At 63.5% G+C, this 15,008-nt stretch carries 13 protein-coding genes; 3 read left to right on the forward strand and 10 right to left on the reverse strand.

The annotated features are described in order from the left end of the window. Positions 1 to 22: 22 nt before the first annotated feature. Both M0D68_RS11825 and M0D68_RS11830 read right to left on the reverse strand, forming a co-directional pair. On the reverse strand, positions 23 to 796 hold the full coding sequence (locus tag M0D68_RS11825; RefSeq protein WP_200567053.1) for a transporter substrate-binding domain-containing protein: 774 nt from the start codon (positions 794 to 796) through the stop codon (positions 23 to 25). Between the two features lie 44 nt (positions 797 to 840). Further along, positions 841 to 1,614 (reverse strand): sulfite exporter TauE/SafE family protein, encoded by a 774-nt coding sequence (locus tag M0D68_RS11830; RefSeq protein WP_054042915.1) that lies wholly within the window; start codon positions 1,612 to 1,614, stop codon positions 841 to 843. Between the two features lie 360 nt (positions 1,615 to 1,974). Between M0D68_RS11830 and M0D68_RS11835 the strand changes: the two genes are divergently transcribed. Together M0D68_RS11835 and M0D68_RS11840 are read left to right on the forward strand one after the other, a co-directional pair. Beyond that, positions 1,975 to 3,033, forward strand: coding sequence for an ABC transporter substrate-binding protein (locus M0D68_RS11835; RefSeq protein WP_093642607.1), 1,059 nt, complete (start codon positions 1,975 to 1,977; stop codon positions 3,031 to 3,033). A gap of 94 nt (positions 3,034 to 3,127) precedes the next feature. Beyond that, complete coding sequence (locus M0D68_RS11840; RefSeq protein ID WP_211701421.1) at positions 3,128 to 4,843, forward strand: GMC family oxidoreductase; 1,716 nt, start codon at positions 3,128 to 3,130, stop codon at positions 4,841 to 4,843. 60 nt (positions 4,844 to 4,903) lie between these two features. On the opposite strand, the gene M0D68_RS11845 is transcribed toward M0D68_RS11840, so the two are convergent. From M0D68_RS11845 to M0D68_RS11870, 6 genes are all read right to left on the reverse strand, one after another. Continuing rightward, entirely contained in the window at positions 4,904 to 6,331 is a 1,428-nt protein-coding gene (locus tag M0D68_RS11845; RefSeq protein ID WP_266224297.1) for an aldehyde dehydrogenase family protein, read from the reverse strand. A gap of 22 nt (positions 6,332 to 6,353) precedes the next feature. Beyond that, positions 6,354 to 7,148 carry an ABC transporter permease gene (locus M0D68_RS11850; RefSeq protein WP_093642599.1) on the reverse strand — a complete coding sequence of 265 codons (795 nt, stop codon included), beginning with the start codon at positions 7,146 to 7,148 and terminating at the stop codon, positions 6,354 to 6,356. After that, positions 7,145 to 8,011: an ABC transporter permease gene (locus M0D68_RS11855; protein ID WP_266224298.1), complete on the reverse strand. Its 867-nt coding sequence runs from the start codon at positions 8,009 to 8,011 to the stop codon at positions 7,145 to 7,147. Before M0D68_RS11855 ends, M0D68_RS11850 begins: the two co-directional genes overlap by 4 nt. 38 nt (positions 8,012 to 8,049) lie before the next feature. Then, complete coding sequence (locus M0D68_RS11860; RefSeq protein WP_266224299.1) at positions 8,050 to 9,387, reverse strand: FAD-binding oxidoreductase; 1,338 nt, start codon at positions 9,385 to 9,387, stop codon at positions 8,050 to 8,052. Between the two features lie 4 nt (positions 9,388 to 9,391). Continuing rightward, positions 9,392 to 10,105 carry an HAD-IA family hydrolase gene (locus M0D68_RS11865; RefSeq protein WP_266224300.1) on the reverse strand — a complete coding sequence of 238 codons (714 nt, stop codon included), beginning with the start codon at positions 10,103 to 10,105 and terminating at the stop codon, positions 9,392 to 9,394. Positions 10,106 to 10,183: 78 nt separating this feature from the next. Continuing rightward, positions 10,184 to 11,260: an ABC transporter ATP-binding protein gene (locus tag M0D68_RS11870; RefSeq protein ID WP_266224301.1), complete on the reverse strand. Its 1,077-nt coding sequence runs from the start codon at positions 11,258 to 11,260 to the stop codon at positions 10,184 to 10,186. Positions 11,261 to 11,361: 101 nt separating this feature from the next. Here M0D68_RS11870 and M0D68_RS11875 point away from each other — a divergent pair, with 101 nt between their 5' ends. Beyond that, a complete protein-coding gene (locus M0D68_RS11875) occupies positions 11,362 to 12,375 on the forward strand; it encodes a LysR family transcriptional regulator (protein WP_200651722.1) in 1,014 nt (337 codons plus the stop codon). A 72-nt stretch (positions 12,376 to 12,447) separates the two neighbouring features. Here the strand turns inward: M0D68_RS11875 and M0D68_RS11880 are convergent, their stop codons facing one another. Continuing rightward, positions 12,448 to 13,722: an MFS transporter gene (locus tag M0D68_RS11880; protein ID WP_093642582.1), complete on the reverse strand. Its 1,275-nt coding sequence runs from the start codon at positions 13,720 to 13,722 to the stop codon at positions 12,448 to 12,450. A 61-nt stretch (positions 13,723 to 13,783) separates the two neighbouring features. Then, positions 13,784 to 14,974: a M20 aminoacylase family protein gene (locus M0D68_RS11885; protein ID WP_266224302.1), complete on the reverse strand. Its 1,191-nt coding sequence runs from the start codon at positions 14,972 to 14,974 to the stop codon at positions 13,784 to 13,786. Positions 14,975 to 15,008 lie beyond the last annotated feature (34 nt).

A 15,008-nucleotide genomic window follows, 5' to 3' on the forward strand; every position in this document is an offset into this window, starting at 1 on the left:
CTATCCGTGCAAAGAGTGGCGATTATTTGCCGAGCCACTTCGCGCTCATTTGCGCGTACTCGCCGTTCGCCTGGCTCAGATGCAGCCACTGGTCGACAAAGTGTTTGAACACGTCGTCGCCGTTCGGCAGCAGGTAGCCCATCTCGGCATATTGCAGCGGCTTGTCGGGATTGACGGCACATAACTCGGGATGCGCCTTGCTCTGCACGATTGCCTCCGCAGCTTCGGTAACGAAGACGTCCGCGTGTCCCTTGATGATCTCATCGAAGATCGTGAGGTTGTCCGAGTGCATGGTCAACTGGGCGTGGCTCAGTTTGGTCCTGGCGAACTTCTCGTTGCTGCCACCCGGATTCGCGATCACGCGGACGGACGGTTGGTCGATCGCTTCGATGGACTGATATTTGGCGACGTTTTCGCAGCGCGTAAGCGGCGTTTTACCGTTGACCATATACGGCGTGCTGAAGTACGCCTGTTTCTGCCGCTCAAGCGAAACTGAAATACCGCCTGCCGCGATGTCGCATTTACCGGCGACGAAATCCGGCAGCAGGTTCGCCCAGGTGGTCTTGACGAATTGTGGTTTCGCGTTGAGGGCCGTGGCAAGCGATCCCATCAGATCAACGTCAAGTCCTTCGAATTCACCCGGTGCGCGCTGGAAGCTGAACGGCTTGTAATCGCCCGGCGTGCACACCCGCAGAATGCCGCTCTGCGTGACACGCGCGAGCGTAGACGGCGGCGGCGTCTGTGCAAATGCAAAAGACTGCGCGAGTAGCAAGGTCAACGCGACAACGAATTTCATAGTCCAACTCCGTCAAGAATCAATTGAAAAGTTCAGAAGGATTATCACAGCCAGAATTTCCAGAAAAAATATCCGGTCATCACAAAGCTGAAGATCAGAATCAACACACGCAGCAGGTTTGCGTCGATGCGCTGGGCAACACGCGCGCCCCACAGGCCGCCGATCAGCGAACCGGCCATCATCAGCGCGGCCGAAGCCCACGCGACCTGCCCGCCCACCGCGAGCGCTGCGATCGACGCACCCGCCGCCACCGCGCCGAGCAGGTTCTTGAAGCCGTTCAGCAGTTGCGTCTCGCGCATACCCGACATGCTCAGGCCTGCCATGACGATGATCCCGCTGCCTGCATTGAAGTAGCCGACCATCAGGCTCGCGAAGAATTGGATCGTCGTATGAAGCCGCGTGGCTTTCCCGCCAGAGGCCGCCGCCACATCCGTGGACCGGCGCGCCGCTGCCACCACGCGCGGCGCCAGCAGGAACATCAGCGTAGCCAGCAACATCAGGAGGGGAATGGCACGCGTGAACGTTGCGGCCGGTGTCATGAGAAGGAGTGCGCCGCCCGTTACGCCACCGGCGAGGCTTGCTGCCGCATAGCGCAGTAGCCGGCGGGAGTCGCCGGAGAGACGATGCCGATAACCATAGGCGGCTGTTATCAGGCCGGGCCACGCGGCAACGGCGCTGGTTGCATTCGCAACCGTCGGCGGTACGTTAAAGAACAGCAGTGCCGGCAGCGTGATGAAACTGCCGCCGCCCGCGATCGCGTTGATCACACCGCCGCACAGACTGGCGACGAAGAGAAAGGGATATTCGTAGGGATGCACGTCGGACCTCGCAAGAAGGCCCTCAGTGTCAGGGTTATCCCGAGGCAGAATTTATTCTTATCGGAGCGCTTCCGCTGCATCAAAAAAAGGAAATCTTTTGGATCGTCAGCATCACGAGAGTTTTTTACTTTTGACAAACGCCCAGTCGTCCAAGCCGTGGTGGCGGACAGTCGGGATGCTCTATCAACGACAATGTTCCGCATGTCTCGCCTGTGCGTGGCGCGACTTGCTTGCCATAACGTCATGTCATGGGCACCACAACAATTGCGGCGTTGTCGCCATTAAATAGACTCACTATATTGGGCTCAATGCGCATTACATTTACGATCTCTTTCGCTTAACCCTTTCGAGGACAAAGTCGTGATCAAGAAGCCCATGTTGCGCCCGCTTGCGGCGGTTCTGATTCTTGGTGTCGCGGGTCTGGTGCCTGCGTGTCTCACGCCTGCTTTTGCTGCGGGGAAGATTACCTTTGTTTCTCAAGGCGGCACGTATCAGGAAGCGCAGACCAAGGCGATCCTCGATCCTGCGGCGAAACTGCTGAACATTACCGTGAACCAGGACAGCATCCCGGACGCGTGGCCGCAGATCAAGGCGCAGGCCGCAACCGGCAAGCCGATCTGGGACGTGGTCGATACGCCGACGTCCAACTGCCTGCGCGGCGGCCACGAAGGCCTGCTGGAGAAGCTGGATTTCTCGAAGATCCCGAATGGGGCTGCGATGCCCGAGAAATATCGCACGCCGTATTCAGTCGCCTATGAGTTCTATTCGACGGTCATCGGCTACAACAAGAAGTCGTTGAAGAAAGTGCCGCAGAGCTGGGCCGATTTCTGGAATGTGAAGGGATTCCCCGGCACGCGTGCGTTGCGCAACGATCCGCAGACGGTGCTCGAAGCCGCGCTTCTGGCCGACGGCGTGCCGCGCGACAAGCTTTATCCGCTCGACGTCGATCGTGCGTTTAAAAAGCTTCAACAGATCAAGCCGGACGTGACCGTCTGGTGGACCTCAGGCGGGCAGTCGGCACAATTGCTGCACGACGGCGAAGTCGACATGACGATGATCTGGAACGGCCGCGCAAGCGCCGTGCGTAAAGACAACCCCGATATCGACTTCACGTTCAACGACGGCATTCTGCAGAACACCCAGTTATGCGTGCTGAAGAACGCGCCGAACCTGGCCGACGCGATCAAATTCGTCAACGCCGCTGTCTCGCCCGAATTGCAGGCGAATCTGCCGCTGTATATCGACTATGGCCCGGGCAATCCGGCGGCCTTCAAGACCGGCAAGATCGACGCGAAACGCGCGAGCGAGCTGCCGAGCTCACCGGACAACGCGGCGAAGCAGGCGCTCATGTCGGAGGAGTGGTGGGCCTCGGACGCCGGCATTCAGGCGAAGGCGCGCTGGCTCAAGTTCATGCAGTAAGGCGCGGGCTGACGTCGACGCGCGGGCTCACAGGCTCGCGCGCACGTTTTGCTCACCCGTTCCGCACGTTTCAACGCCCGCGTAATCATCGAATGTGATCGACTATCTGATTCTCGGTGGCGGTTCGGCGGGCTGCGTGCTCGCCGCGCGCCTGTCCGAAGACGCCGGCAAGACCGTCTGCCTCGTCGAGGCCGGCCGCAATATCTCGCAGACGGACATGCCGGCTGCCGTGCGCAGCCGGTATCCTGGTCGCGCCTATCTCGACACGGCGAACATCTGGCAGCGCCTGAAGGCGCGCATGAGCATGTCGGCAACGACACGACGCTACGAACAGGCGCGCCTGCTCGGCGGTGGTTCGGCAATCAATGCGTTGATGGCGAATCGCGGCGCGCCCGCCGATTACGACGAATGGCACGCGCTTGGCGCGCACGGGTGGAACTGGAACGCCTGCCTGCCGTACTTCCGCAAACTCGAATCCGATTGCGACTTCGACGGCGAACTGCACGGCAAGAGCGGCCCGGTTCGCATTCAGCGCACGAACTGGGCACGCATTTCGCCCTTCGTGCGCGCGGTGCTCGCCACGCTCGCAGCGCGCGGCCACGTGCGGCGTGACGATCAGAACGGCGGGTGGGAGGACGGTACGTTCATCGGATCGATCGCGGTGAGCGAGGCCGGCGAGCGGATCCCGACGTCGGTCTGTTATCTCGACGATGCCGTGCGTGCCCGTCCGAACCTCCAAATCCGAACCGGAATGCTCGTCGAGCGCGTGCTGTTCGATGGCACGCGCGCAGTCGGTGCGCGCATCGTCGGCAGCGAGGGTGGCGAGGGTGGCGAGGGTGGCGAGGGCAGGGATGGCGCCAGCGACGAATTGCGCGCCGCGTATGTAATCGTCTGCGCCGGCGCGATCCACAGTCCCGCGCTGCTGATGCGAAGCGGCATCGGCCCGGCCGCTGAACTCGCCGCGCTCGGTATCGAAGTGCGCGCGGACCGGGCTGGCGTCGGCGGCAATCTGATGGAGCATCCGTCGATCGCTGTTTCCGCAGTTTTGCCGCGGGCCGCCCGCACGCCGTTTCCCGACGAGCATCACGAGCAGGCCATCGTGCGCTTTTCGTCAGGCATGCACGGCACCGTGCCCGGCGACATGCACGGTGCGATCCTGTCGCGTTCGGGCTGGCATTCGGTGGGCCACCGGCTCGGTACGATCTTTTTCTGGGTGAACAAGTCCTACTCGCGCGGCCGGGTGACGCTCATGTCGGCGAGTCCGCATAGCGAGCCTGCTGTCGATTTCAACATGCTGTCCGATGCTCGCGATCTCGAACGTCTGAAGGGCGCGCTGCGCTTCGGCGCTGAAACGCTGGCCGATCCGCTAATGGCGAAGCATCGCTCGACGCTTCTACCTTCGAGCTATTCGCCGCGTGTCGCGAGTGTGGCCGTGCCGGGTGCGTGGAATGCGTTGCAACGCGGCACGCTGAGCGCGCTATTGGATATCGCGGGTCCGTTTCGCGCGTGGCTGGTGCGACGCGTGGTCACTCAGGGCGTGACGCTGAACGACCTGCTCGCGGACGACCGTGCCTTGACGCAATTCGTCACGCGCTCGGTTGGCTGCACCTGGCATCCGTCGGGAACCTGCCGGATTGGCGCCGTCGACGATCCGCTCGCTGTGTGCGATGCGCGTGGCGCCGTGTATGGCGTGAACGGGCTTTATGTGTGTGATGCGTCGCTGATGCCGTCAATACCGTGCGCCAACACGAATATCCCGACCATCATGATCGCGGAGCGCATCGCGGATATGCTGCGTGGCCGCGCCTAGGGACTTGCTGGGTCGAGAAAGGGAAGGCGGCCCGTCGACCGCCGCGACGCTCAGTTGCCCTCAGTCCCCATACCCCACGATGCCTTTCACCTCAAGAAATGCCTCGAGCCCCCACTCGGCGTATTCGCGCCCATTGCCTGACTGCTTGTAGCCGCCGAAAGGCGAGCCGGCATCCCACGACGGGTAGTTCAGGTACACGCTGCCCGCCCGCAACCTGAACGCTACCCGCCTCGCGCGCTCGTGATCGGCGCATTGCACATAGGCCGCGAGGCCGAAGGGACTGTCGTTCGCAATCGCGATCGCATCATCTTCGTCGCGATACGGCATGATCGCGAGCACGGGCCCGAAGATCTCTTCGCGCGCGATCGTCATAGACGGACGCACGTTCGCGAACACAGTCGGTTGCACGTAATAGCCGCGTTCGAGACCGTGCGGACGGCCGAGGCCACCGGCCACGACTTGCGCGCCCTCGTCGATGCCGGCTGCGATCAAACGTTCCACGCGCTCAAATTGCACGCTGCTGACAACCGGCCCCATCGTCGTGCGCTCGTGGTCTGCGGGGCCGACGCGATGTGCTTCCGCCGCCCGCCGGGCAATCGCCACCGCCTCGTCATGGCGCGCCTCCGGCACCAGCATGCGCGTCGGTGCATTGCACGACTGGCCGCTGTTGTTGAAGCACGAGTTGACGCCCGCCGTCACGGCGGCTTCAAAGTCGACGTCGTCCAGCAGAATGTTGGCCGACTTGCCACCCAGCTCCTGATGTACGCGCTTGACGGTCGGCGCCGCGAGCTTCGCGATCTCGATGCCCGCGCGCGTCGAGCCGGTGAACGACACCATGTCGACATCGGGATGCGCTGCAAGCGCCGCACCAACGGTCGGTCCATCGCCGTTCACGAGATTGAAAACACCGGGCGGCACGCCCGCGGCGTCAAGAATCTCCGCGAACAGCAGGGCGTTAAGCGGCGTGACTTCGCTGGGTTTCAACACCATCGTGCAGCCGGCCGCAATCGCGGGCGCAGCCTTGCAGACGATCTGATTGATCGGCCAGTTCCACGGCGTGATGAGCGCGACGACACCCACCGGTTCGTGATTAACGAGCGTGGTGCCTTTATTGCGTTGCCACGCGAACGTTTCGCACGTGCGGATCAATTCGTCTAGATGCCGCCGTCCGATCCCTGCTTGCCATGCGTGCGCCATCGCGCGTGGGGCGCCCAGTTCGCGCGAGATCGTGTCGCCCATCTCGTCGTGACGTTCAAGAAAAACCTCGAGAATGCGGCGGATCAGCGCGAGGCGCTCGGCGGGTGTGGTCTGCGAGAACAACGTGAACGCGCGTTTTGCCGCAGCGACAGCGCGATCGATATCGGCGGGTGTGCCCATTGCCACTTCGGCGAACGCTTCTTCGGTGCAGGGATCGATGACCGGCAGGCGTGCCGTGCCCGACGGCTCGACCCACGCGCCGTCGATATAGAACTTCAGTGCATTGATCATGTGATAGGTGTGTAGGTGGAGTTCAGGCGCGCGCCGCGCCGGAGCGCCGGCTCACCACGACGATCATCACGAGGCACAGCGTCAGCGCCGTGAGCATCGTACTGATCGCGGCAATGGTCGGATCGATCTCGTCACGCAGCGTGACGAACATGCGGCGCGTCAGCGTCTGGTTCGAGCCGCCCGACACGAACAGGGCGACCACCGTTTCGTCGAGGGCCTGTATGAACACGAACACGGCGCCAGAAATAACGCTTGCCTTGATCTGCGGCAGCGTCACCGCCATGAAGCTGCGAAAGCGATTCATGCCGAGGCTGCGGGCGACCATTTCCTGGGTGCGGTCGAAGGTGCGAAGGTCAGCGCCGACCGAGATCAGCACATACGGCAGCCCGAGCATCGTATCCGCGAGAATCAGCCCGCCGAGCGTATTCACGTAGCCGGCCTGCGAGTAGACGAAAAACACGCCCACCGCGACGATGATGATCGGCACCATCAACGGCAGCATCAGCAGCGTGCGCAGATAGCGCATGATCCAATGTGTGCCGTTCTGGATCGCGTAGGCAGCGCACACGCCGAGTGGTGTGGCGAGCAGTGCGGCGCAGACCGAGGCGGTCAGCGTAGTGCGCGCGGCGTCGATCCACGCGGGGTTGTCGAAGAAGGAGTGATACCAGCGCAGCGAATAGGCGGGCGGGGGGAAGGTCATGAAGCGCGTGTCGGAAAACGACAGCGGCACGACGATCAACACCGGCACCATGAGGAACAGGAGGATCAGCACGACCGCCGCACCGAGGACGATCCGTCCGAACGAGAGCTTTGTCATTTCGCGCCCAGGGTCTTTTCGAGTGGCACCACACGGCTCGCGGCGTAGAAAATCGCGAACACGCAGATCAGCAGCACGACGCTCACCGCGCTCGCCGCGCCCCAGCTGTTATAGATCTCGACGTTGCGGCTCACCACCATCGACACCATGATCGACTTGCCGCCGCCCATCAACTCGGGTGTGATGTAGAAGCCGAGGCACAGCACGAACACGAGGGTGACGCCGGCGAACACACCGCTCATCGAAAGCGGCAGGAACACGCGCATGAACACATGCAGCGGCGAGCCGCCCAGACTCGCGCCCGCCTGCGAGAGATTCGGCGGAATCTTCTGCATGGCCGAGTACAGCGGCAGCACCATGAACGGCAGCAGGATATGAACCATGGCGATGATCGTGCCGAACTGGTTATAGGCGAGCTGCACCGGTCGCTCGATCAGGCCCGAGGCGATCAAGGCCTTGTTGACGAGGCCCGTGCGCTGCAGCAACACGAGCCACGCGTAAGTGCGCACGAGCACGCTCGTCCAGAACGGCAGGATGACCATGCCGAGCACAAGCGCACTCAGCTTCGGCGACACTGAAGCCGCGAAGTACGCCACCGGATAGCCGAGCACCAGCGTGATGACGGTCACGATGATGCTCAGTTTGAACGTAAGCAGGAAGGTTTCGAGGTAAGCGCCTGAGAACATGCGCCGATAGTTCTCGAGCGTGAAGCCGTCGTGATAGATGGACTGCCACGACAACCAGGCGAGCGGCACGACAAGCAGCACGACGATCACGAGGAGCGCCGGCGCCATCAGGAGAAGCATCGTGCGATCTTCGCGTCGCTGGTAGCGCGCGGCAGGATCGGACTCGGTGGCCTGCATCAATGAGTGTCCTTGGAGCATCCGTTTGGCGGTCGTCATCATGCACCTACGGCGTCGAGAAACTGATACCACGCGGCGACGAGCCTCACACCCGGCGCGCGCAGCGAATGAAAAGGCACGGGCCGCAAGCCAGGCGCGCCGAGCAACGAAAGCTCGGGCGTCTCGCCGAGGGCGAGCGCGGCGGCATGCTGTCCGAGCAGGCTGGCCATTGCGACGCCTGCTCCGTTATACCCCAGACAGAAGGTGGTGGCATCGTCGCTGCGCCCGACATGCGGCAGCGAATTGAACGTCATGCCGACATAGCCCGACCAGCGATACGCCACGGGTACATCCGCGAGATCGGGAAAGAGCGCGACCATCGCTCGCTGCAGTCCATCGAAGCCGGTCGTCTGGCCTTCCTTGCCGAACGCGTCACGGCCGCCGAACAGCATGCGGCCGTCCACCTTGCGGAACCACTTCATCATGCGGCGCGTTTCCGTGTAGCTGCGGCGTTCGACCATCAGGCGCGCGTCGAGATCGGCGGGCAGGCGCTCGGTGGCGATCATTGCGCTGCGGAACGGCACGAGTTCGCGTTGATACGGCGCGGTGGCCGGCGTGAGATCCGAATAGGCATTGGTCGCGACGATCACCTGCTTCGCACGCACCGTACCGCCTGGCGTGCGCAACGTCACGTGCGTATCGCCGGGCGCGCGATGCATCTGCAATACCGGTGTCGATTCGTAAATCGGCACGCCGCGCAGCGTCATGCCGCGCGCGAGTCCGCGCAAGTATTCGAGCGGCAGGATCGTGCCGGCGTCCTTGCTCAGCACGCCGCCAACAAAGCCCTTCGACCCCGTCTCGCGCTCGACTTCGGCGCGCAATTGCACGCTCATCGATGTATCACCGAGCGTCGCGCGTACCCAGTCGGCTTCGGCGCAGATCGCCGCGAGCGCGCGCTCGGTGTGCGCGCAGCGCAGGCTGCCCGTATGCTCGAAGCGGGACTGCGTGAGCCCGAACTCGTCGACCAGCGATTCGACCACCCGCACGCCTTCATGCGCGAGCCGATGCATACGCTTCGCGGTATCGAGGCCATGCAACTGGTCGATCGTGGGAAACGACAGCCTGAATTTCGACGACACGACGCCGCCATTGCGCCCACTCGCGCCCCAGCCGACCACGTTCGCGTCGAGCACGGCGCAACCGACGCCGCGTTTTTGCAGCGCATAGGCTGCGGCGAGGCCCGAGTAGCCCGCGCCGATCACCGCGACTTCGACGTCGAGATCGCGCGCGAGCGGCGCGCCGGTGCTGACCGCCGCGCCCGCATCGGGCGATGCCGCAGCAAGCGCTTGCCAGAGCGAGTCGGGCAGGGGCGAGGGGCGTGCCTTCGGCGCGAGCATCGGTTCAGGCGGCGAGGCGCGCTTCGGCTTCGACGGCGTCCGCGAGCTCGGCGAGCGTCGGGAACATGAACGTCGGCGTCGTGACAGCCTCAGGCACCGGCGTAGCGCCGAAGCCCTTCTTGCCCTGACGACGCTCGATCCAGCAAGTGGCGTAGCCGAGTTCCGTGGCGACGCCGATGTCGTGGTACTGGCTTTGCGCGGTGTGCAGAATCTCGCCGAACTTGTAGCCGAATGCCGCCTGACGGCCGCGGTTGTACGCGAAGAATTGCGGATCGGGCTTGGCGACGCCGGTTTCGTCGCAGCAGACCGTGTCGTCGAACGGGTCGCCAAGCGTGTGCGCATAGGCCGACAGTGCGACGCGGTCCGCGTTGGTCATGGCAACCAGGCGGAAGTGTTTGCGCAGACGCTTGAGCGCGGCGACCGAATCCGCGAAGGCCGGCCATTCGAGCACGTCGCGCTGGAAGGCGGCGGCCGATTGCGCGTCGTCGGGCAGACCGAGTTCCTTCGCCAGCGACAGGTAGACGTTGGCCATTTCATGGCTCGAGCGGCCCGGATGGGTCGCACGGCCGCGCATGTACGGCTCGAAGATCTGGTCGTCGGTCAGGTCCTTCGCGGCCGGCCCGCCGAGGCGCCGCACGGAGGCGAGCACGCCGCGCTCGAAGTCGATGAGTGTGCCGACGACGTCGAACGTCAGGACCTTGAAATCGGTGAGCTTCATGAAATCATCCTTTTGCAGTTTGCTGTAAAAACGGGAGAGGGAGTGCCCCAAGCGCGGGCGGATAAAAAATGAGAGGAGTCAGGCGGGCACGACGATGGTGTCCTGCGGATCGAGAACGACGCTCATCGGCGCGCCCGGTTCCGGAATGCGCCGGCGCGCGTCGTGGCCGCCGGGCTGCCTGAGGCTGATGGCAGTGCCGTCGGCGAGCGTGGCGAACACGCGCAGGCTTTCGCCCTGGTACAGCACCTCGGTGACGTGGCACGACAGACGATTCACGCCGTCGCGCCGCTCGCCGCCGTCGATCACGAGTTTTTCGGTTTGCACCGCGAGCAGCAGCTTGTCGCCGCGCGGCAGCGGGTGCGCCGTGCGCAGAACCGTATCGCCGAGGCGCACGGCATCGTCGCCGGCGCGCGTCACGGCGAGCAACGTCGCCTCACCGATGAAGCTCGCCACGAAAGCGTCGCACGGGCGGTCGTAGAGCCGCTCAGGCGTGTCGATCTGCACGAGCCGGCCGTTCTTCAGCACGGCCACACGGTCGCTCATGGTGAGCGCCTCGCGCTGATCGTGCGTCACATAGACGATCGTCGCGCCGAGCTTGCGATGCAGCCGCCGCAGCTCGATCTGCATGGTTTCGCGCAGTTGCTTGTCGAGCGCGGAGAGCGGCTCGTCCATCAGGATCAGTTGGGGCTCGAAGACCATCGCGCGGGCGAGCGCCACGCGCTGGCGCTGGCCGCCGGACAGTTGACCGATACCGCGGTTTTCGTAGCCCGAGAGTTCGACCATGGCGAGCGCATCGGCGACCTTCTTCGCCCACGTTGCTTTGGGCTGACGGCGCGCGCGCAGCGGAAACGCGACGTTCTCGCCGACGCTCATGTGCGGAAAGAGCGCGTAGTTCTGGAAGACGATGCCGATGTCCCGTTTATGCGGCGGCGCAAATGTAATGTCGCGCTCGCCGACCCAGACCGCACCCGAACTCGGCTGCACGAAGCCGCCGAGAATGCCGAGCAGTGTGGTCTTGCCTGACCCCGAAGGACCGAGCAGCGAGACGAATTCGCCCGGGGCGATGTCGAGCGACACGTCGTCGAGGGCCACGACCGGGCCATAACGTTTCGCTGCCGATCGGATCGAAACACCTGTTTTCGCTCGTGCGTCCATTGCGTCCTGTCTCGCTGTAGAGGCCTGCGTTAGGGAAAATATAGGCCGCGTCATTATTGACGGCAATTCCCAAATTGTTGGATAAGGCATAACATCAGGTCATGCCTAACCTTCGCAAAAAACTGCCGAGCGCCAATGCGCTGTTCGTGTTCGAAGCTGCCGCGCGCTGCGGCAACTTCACGCGCGCGGCGCAGGAGTTATATGTGAGTCAGCCCGCGGTGAGCCGCATGCTGGCGCGCATGGAAGACCATCTCGGCGTGCGCCTTTTCGAGCGCGTGCGGGGTGGGATCGAACTGACCGAGAACGGCAAGATCCTCTACCGGAAGATCTCGGAAGGCTTCAATGGCATAGAAGGCGCTATACGGGAGATCGAGGCGCGGGCGACTGGCGTCGAGTCCGTCACGCTCTCGGTGTCCACCGCATTTACTACGCATTGGCTGATGCCGCGCATGAGCCGGCTGAACCAGGCGTTTCCGAATGTCGATTTGCGGTTTCAGCTGATCTCGGGGCGTATCGGTGGGCCGCTCGTCGATGTCGATCTCGGCATGCGCTTTTTACGCGAGGACGAGATCGGCGAGAACAGCGTGCTGGTGATGCCGGAGACGCTACTGCCGGTGTGCAACCGGCGCTATCACGAGACGGCCGCGACGCAGACGGGCCGCGAGCACGGCGACACGGTGATCGTGATGGACGACGGCGAGCGCGGCTGGCATGAGCGCTTCGCCACGTTCGCGGCACACGGGCGGCACGTGGCGAGCATGCTGAGCTTCAACGACTACGCGATCGTCGTGCAGGCGGCGCTGCTGGGGCAGGGCGTCGCGCTTGGCTGGCTCAATGTCGTGTCGCATTGGCTTCTCGAGGGCGCGCTGCTCCCGTCCGAGGAGGAATTGATCGTGACGAACCGGCGCTGCTGTCTGGTGTGGCCGGAGAATCGGCCGTTGCGGCCGGTTGCAGCGGATGTGCGCGACTGGATCATCGAGGAGACGCGTGCCGATGTGCGGGCCGTCGACCGCAATTATCCGAAGCTGGGACTGCGGCGTTTGCTGGCAGAGGCGGGGCTCGTGATCGGGCCGGGCCAGGATGATGGGCGAAGGGTTAAGGCAGCCACGCCTTGATTGCGCGGCAGGAGGTCCGCCCCTCGTTGTTCCAGCCGGCCCTGATTTCCAGGCCCGCACTCCCCGACACAATCAGGCCAGATCGCGTCCGCCGGTTTCTTCGAGCATCGTCACGGCGCAGAGCGAAATGATGACGCACGCAATCATGTACCAGGCCGGCGCCATCGTATTGCCCGTCACCTTGATAAGCCACGCGACGACGAGCTGCGCCGTGCCGCCGAACACCGACACCGCCACGGCATACGCGCTTGCCAGATAGCCTGCGCGCACATGTTTCGGGAAGTTTTCCGGCATGAGCGCATACGCGGGCGCCGAACCCATCGTGTAGAAGAACATCAGAAGGACGATCAGGCCGGTGACGACCGGCAGCGTCGGAAACTGGTTCATCAGCCAGAACGCGGGATACAGCAGCGCGATCAGCACTACGCGTCCCAGCACGGTCAGCGGCTTTCTACGGCCCATGCGGTCCGACAGCGCGCCCCAGATCGGGCACATGAGCAGCGAGACACAGGCGGCGCCAATCGAGACCAGCATCGACAGCTTGGGCGGCATCTTCAGATACTGAATCGAGTAGGTGGGGATGTAGTACATCAGCACGTATGTCGCGACTGTCATGCCCATGATCGCGAAGACCGTCAAAAACCATTTGCGCACGAGGGCCGGTTCGAAGCGCGAGTGCTCCGTTTTGACGGGCTCATCGTCCACGATATGCCGGCGCAGATACACGCCCACGGGCATGATCAGCGTGCCGGCCAGAAACGGAACGCGCCATCCCCAATCGAGCAGCTGCGGACCGGTCAAATGATAGGTGAGCAACGCAGCCATACCCGAGCCGAGCAGGGCGGCCGCGCCCTGGCTCGCCAGCTGCCAGCTTGCGCGAAAGCCACGCCCTTTTGCAGAACCTGTTTCCAGCAGGGTCGCGGTGGCCGCGCCAAACTCGCCGCCCTGCGCAAAACCCTGCACGAGGCGCGCCACCACGATCAACGCGGGCGCAGCAATGCCGATGGTTTCGTAGGTCGGCGCGAGACCGATCGCTGCGGAGCCGACTGCCATCAGGAAGATCGTCAGCGTGAGCGCGGCCCGGCGCCCGCGTTTGTCCGCGTAATGGCCGAGCACGAAGCCGCCGACGGGCCTCGCCACGAAGCCGATCGCGAACGCCGATAACGCCAGCAACGTCGACACGACGGGATCCTGCGACGGAAAGAACAGCTTTGCGATGGTCAGCGCGAAAAAGCTGTAGACCGTGAAATCGAAGAACTCGAGCAGATTGCCGACGACGGCCGCCACGACAATGCGGGTCTGCGAAACCGCAATCGTGCCGGACGACGTAAGAGGCTGGGTTGACATGGTTTAGGTCCTCACCGTAGGTGTATTTATGATGGTTCCGTCTGCGCTTTCTGATGGGCGCTTAGACTTTCGACGCAAGAAACCGCTCGACCAGCCGCGTCCAGAATGCGGCGCCGACGGTCAGGTTGTCGTCGTTGAAGTCGTACTTCGCGTTGTGCAGCATGGGCGTGTCCTTGCCGTTGCCCACGCGCAGGAAGCAGCCCGGCTTCTTTTGCAGGTAATAGGCGAAGTCCTCGCTGCCCGCGATCGGACCAAAGCCGTCGACCACGCGTTCGTCGCCCACCAGTTCGCGTGCGACCTGTAACGCGAATTCAGTCTCCTGCGTGCTGTTGACGAGCACCGGGTAGCCCGGCACATAGTCGATCTCGACGCTGGCGCCGTGCGCTTGCACATGCGCATTGGCGAGCGCGCGGATGCGTGTTTCGAGCAGCTTGCGCACTTCGGGATCGAACGAGCGCACGCTCAGTTGAAGACGCGCCGTTTCGGGGATCACATTGGGTGCGTGTCCCGCATTGAACGCACCGATCGTGACCACGGCGGGCTGCATCGGATCGATGTTGCGCGACACGACGGTTTGCAGCGCCGTCACGAGTCCTGCGCCGATCACGAGCGGATCGGTGGCGAGATGGGGGCGGGCAGCGTGACCGCCGCGACCGTGGATCGTGATGTCGACGGTATCGCATGCAGCCATGAACGGACCGCTGCGGAACATGAACGTGCCCGCCGGCGCGCCGGGATGGTTGTGCAGGCCGAAGATGGCCTCGCAAGGGAAGCGCTCGAAGAGACCGTCTGCGATCATGCGTTGTGCGCCGCTATCCGAGCCGACTTCCTCAGCGGGCTGGAAGACGAGATGGACGGTTCCGTCAAAGCGGCGCGTGCGCGCCAGATGCCGCGCTGCACCAAGAACCATCGTCGTGTGACCGTCGTGACCGCATGCGTGCATCTTGCCCGGGTGAACGCTGGAATAGGGTAGGCCCGTGGCCTCGGTGATGGGCAGGGCGTCCATATCGGCGCGTACCGCAACGGCCCGCGACCCCGTTCCCGACTTCAGCGATGCGACCATGCCCGTTCCGCCCAGACCGCGCGCGACTTCGTAACCCCAACTTGCGAGCGCTTCGGCAACAAGATCCGATGTCTGGAACTCCTGGTAAGCCAGTTCAGGATGCTGGTGCAAACGGTGGCGGATGCCGCGCAATTCATCGTTCAGATCGCTGGTTTCATCGAGCGTGCAAAAGTGCTGGGTATTGGGCATTTGGATTGACGTGCATATAGAAAGCGAAGCGTCA

The organism is Paraburkholderia sp. SEWSISQ10-3 4, from assembly GCF_030464785.1.
GTDB classification, from domain to species: Bacteria; Pseudomonadota; Gammaproteobacteria; order Burkholderiales; family Burkholderiaceae; genus Paraburkholderia; species Paraburkholderia aspalathi.

Bases quoted from the DNA above. Each gene is read 5' to 3' on its own strand.
- M0D68_RS11825 (WP_200567053.1), bottom strand. From the start codon at position 796: ATGAAATTCGTTGTCGCGTTGACCTTGCTACTCGCGCAGTCTTTTGCA.
- M0D68_RS11845 (WP_266224297.1), bottom strand. From the start codon at position 6,331: ATGATCAATGCACTGAAGTTCTATATCGACGGCGCGTGGGTCGAGCCG.
- M0D68_RS11850 (WP_093642599.1), bottom strand. From the start codon at position 7,148: ATGACAAAGCTCTCGTTCGGACGGATCGTCCTCGGTGCGGCGGTCGTG.
- M0D68_RS11855 (WP_266224298.1), bottom strand. From the start codon at position 8,011: ATGCAGGCCACCGAGTCCGATCCTGCCGCGCGCTACCAGCGACGCGAA.
- M0D68_RS11860 (WP_266224299.1), bottom strand. From the start codon at position 9,387: ATGCTCGCGCCGAAGGCACGCCCCTCGCCCCTGCCCGACTCGCTCTGG.
- M0D68_RS11865 (WP_266224300.1), bottom strand. From the start codon at position 10,105: ATGAAGCTCACCGATTTCAAGGTCCTGACGTTCGACGTCGTCGGCACA.
- M0D68_RS11870 (WP_266224301.1), bottom strand. From the start codon at position 11,260: ATGGACGCACGAGCGAAAACAGGTGTTTCGATCCGATCGGCAGCGAAA.
- M0D68_RS11875 (WP_200651722.1), top strand. From the start codon at position 11,362: ATGCCTAACCTTCGCAAAAAACTGCCGAGCGCCAATGCGCTGTTCGTG.
- M0D68_RS11880 (WP_093642582.1), bottom strand. From the start codon at position 13,722: ATGTCAACCCAGCCTCTTACGTCGTCCGGCACGATTGCGGTTTCGCAG.
- M0D68_RS11885 (WP_266224302.1), bottom strand. From the start codon at position 14,974: ATGCCCAATACCCAGCACTTTTGCACGCTCGATGAAACCAGCGATCTG.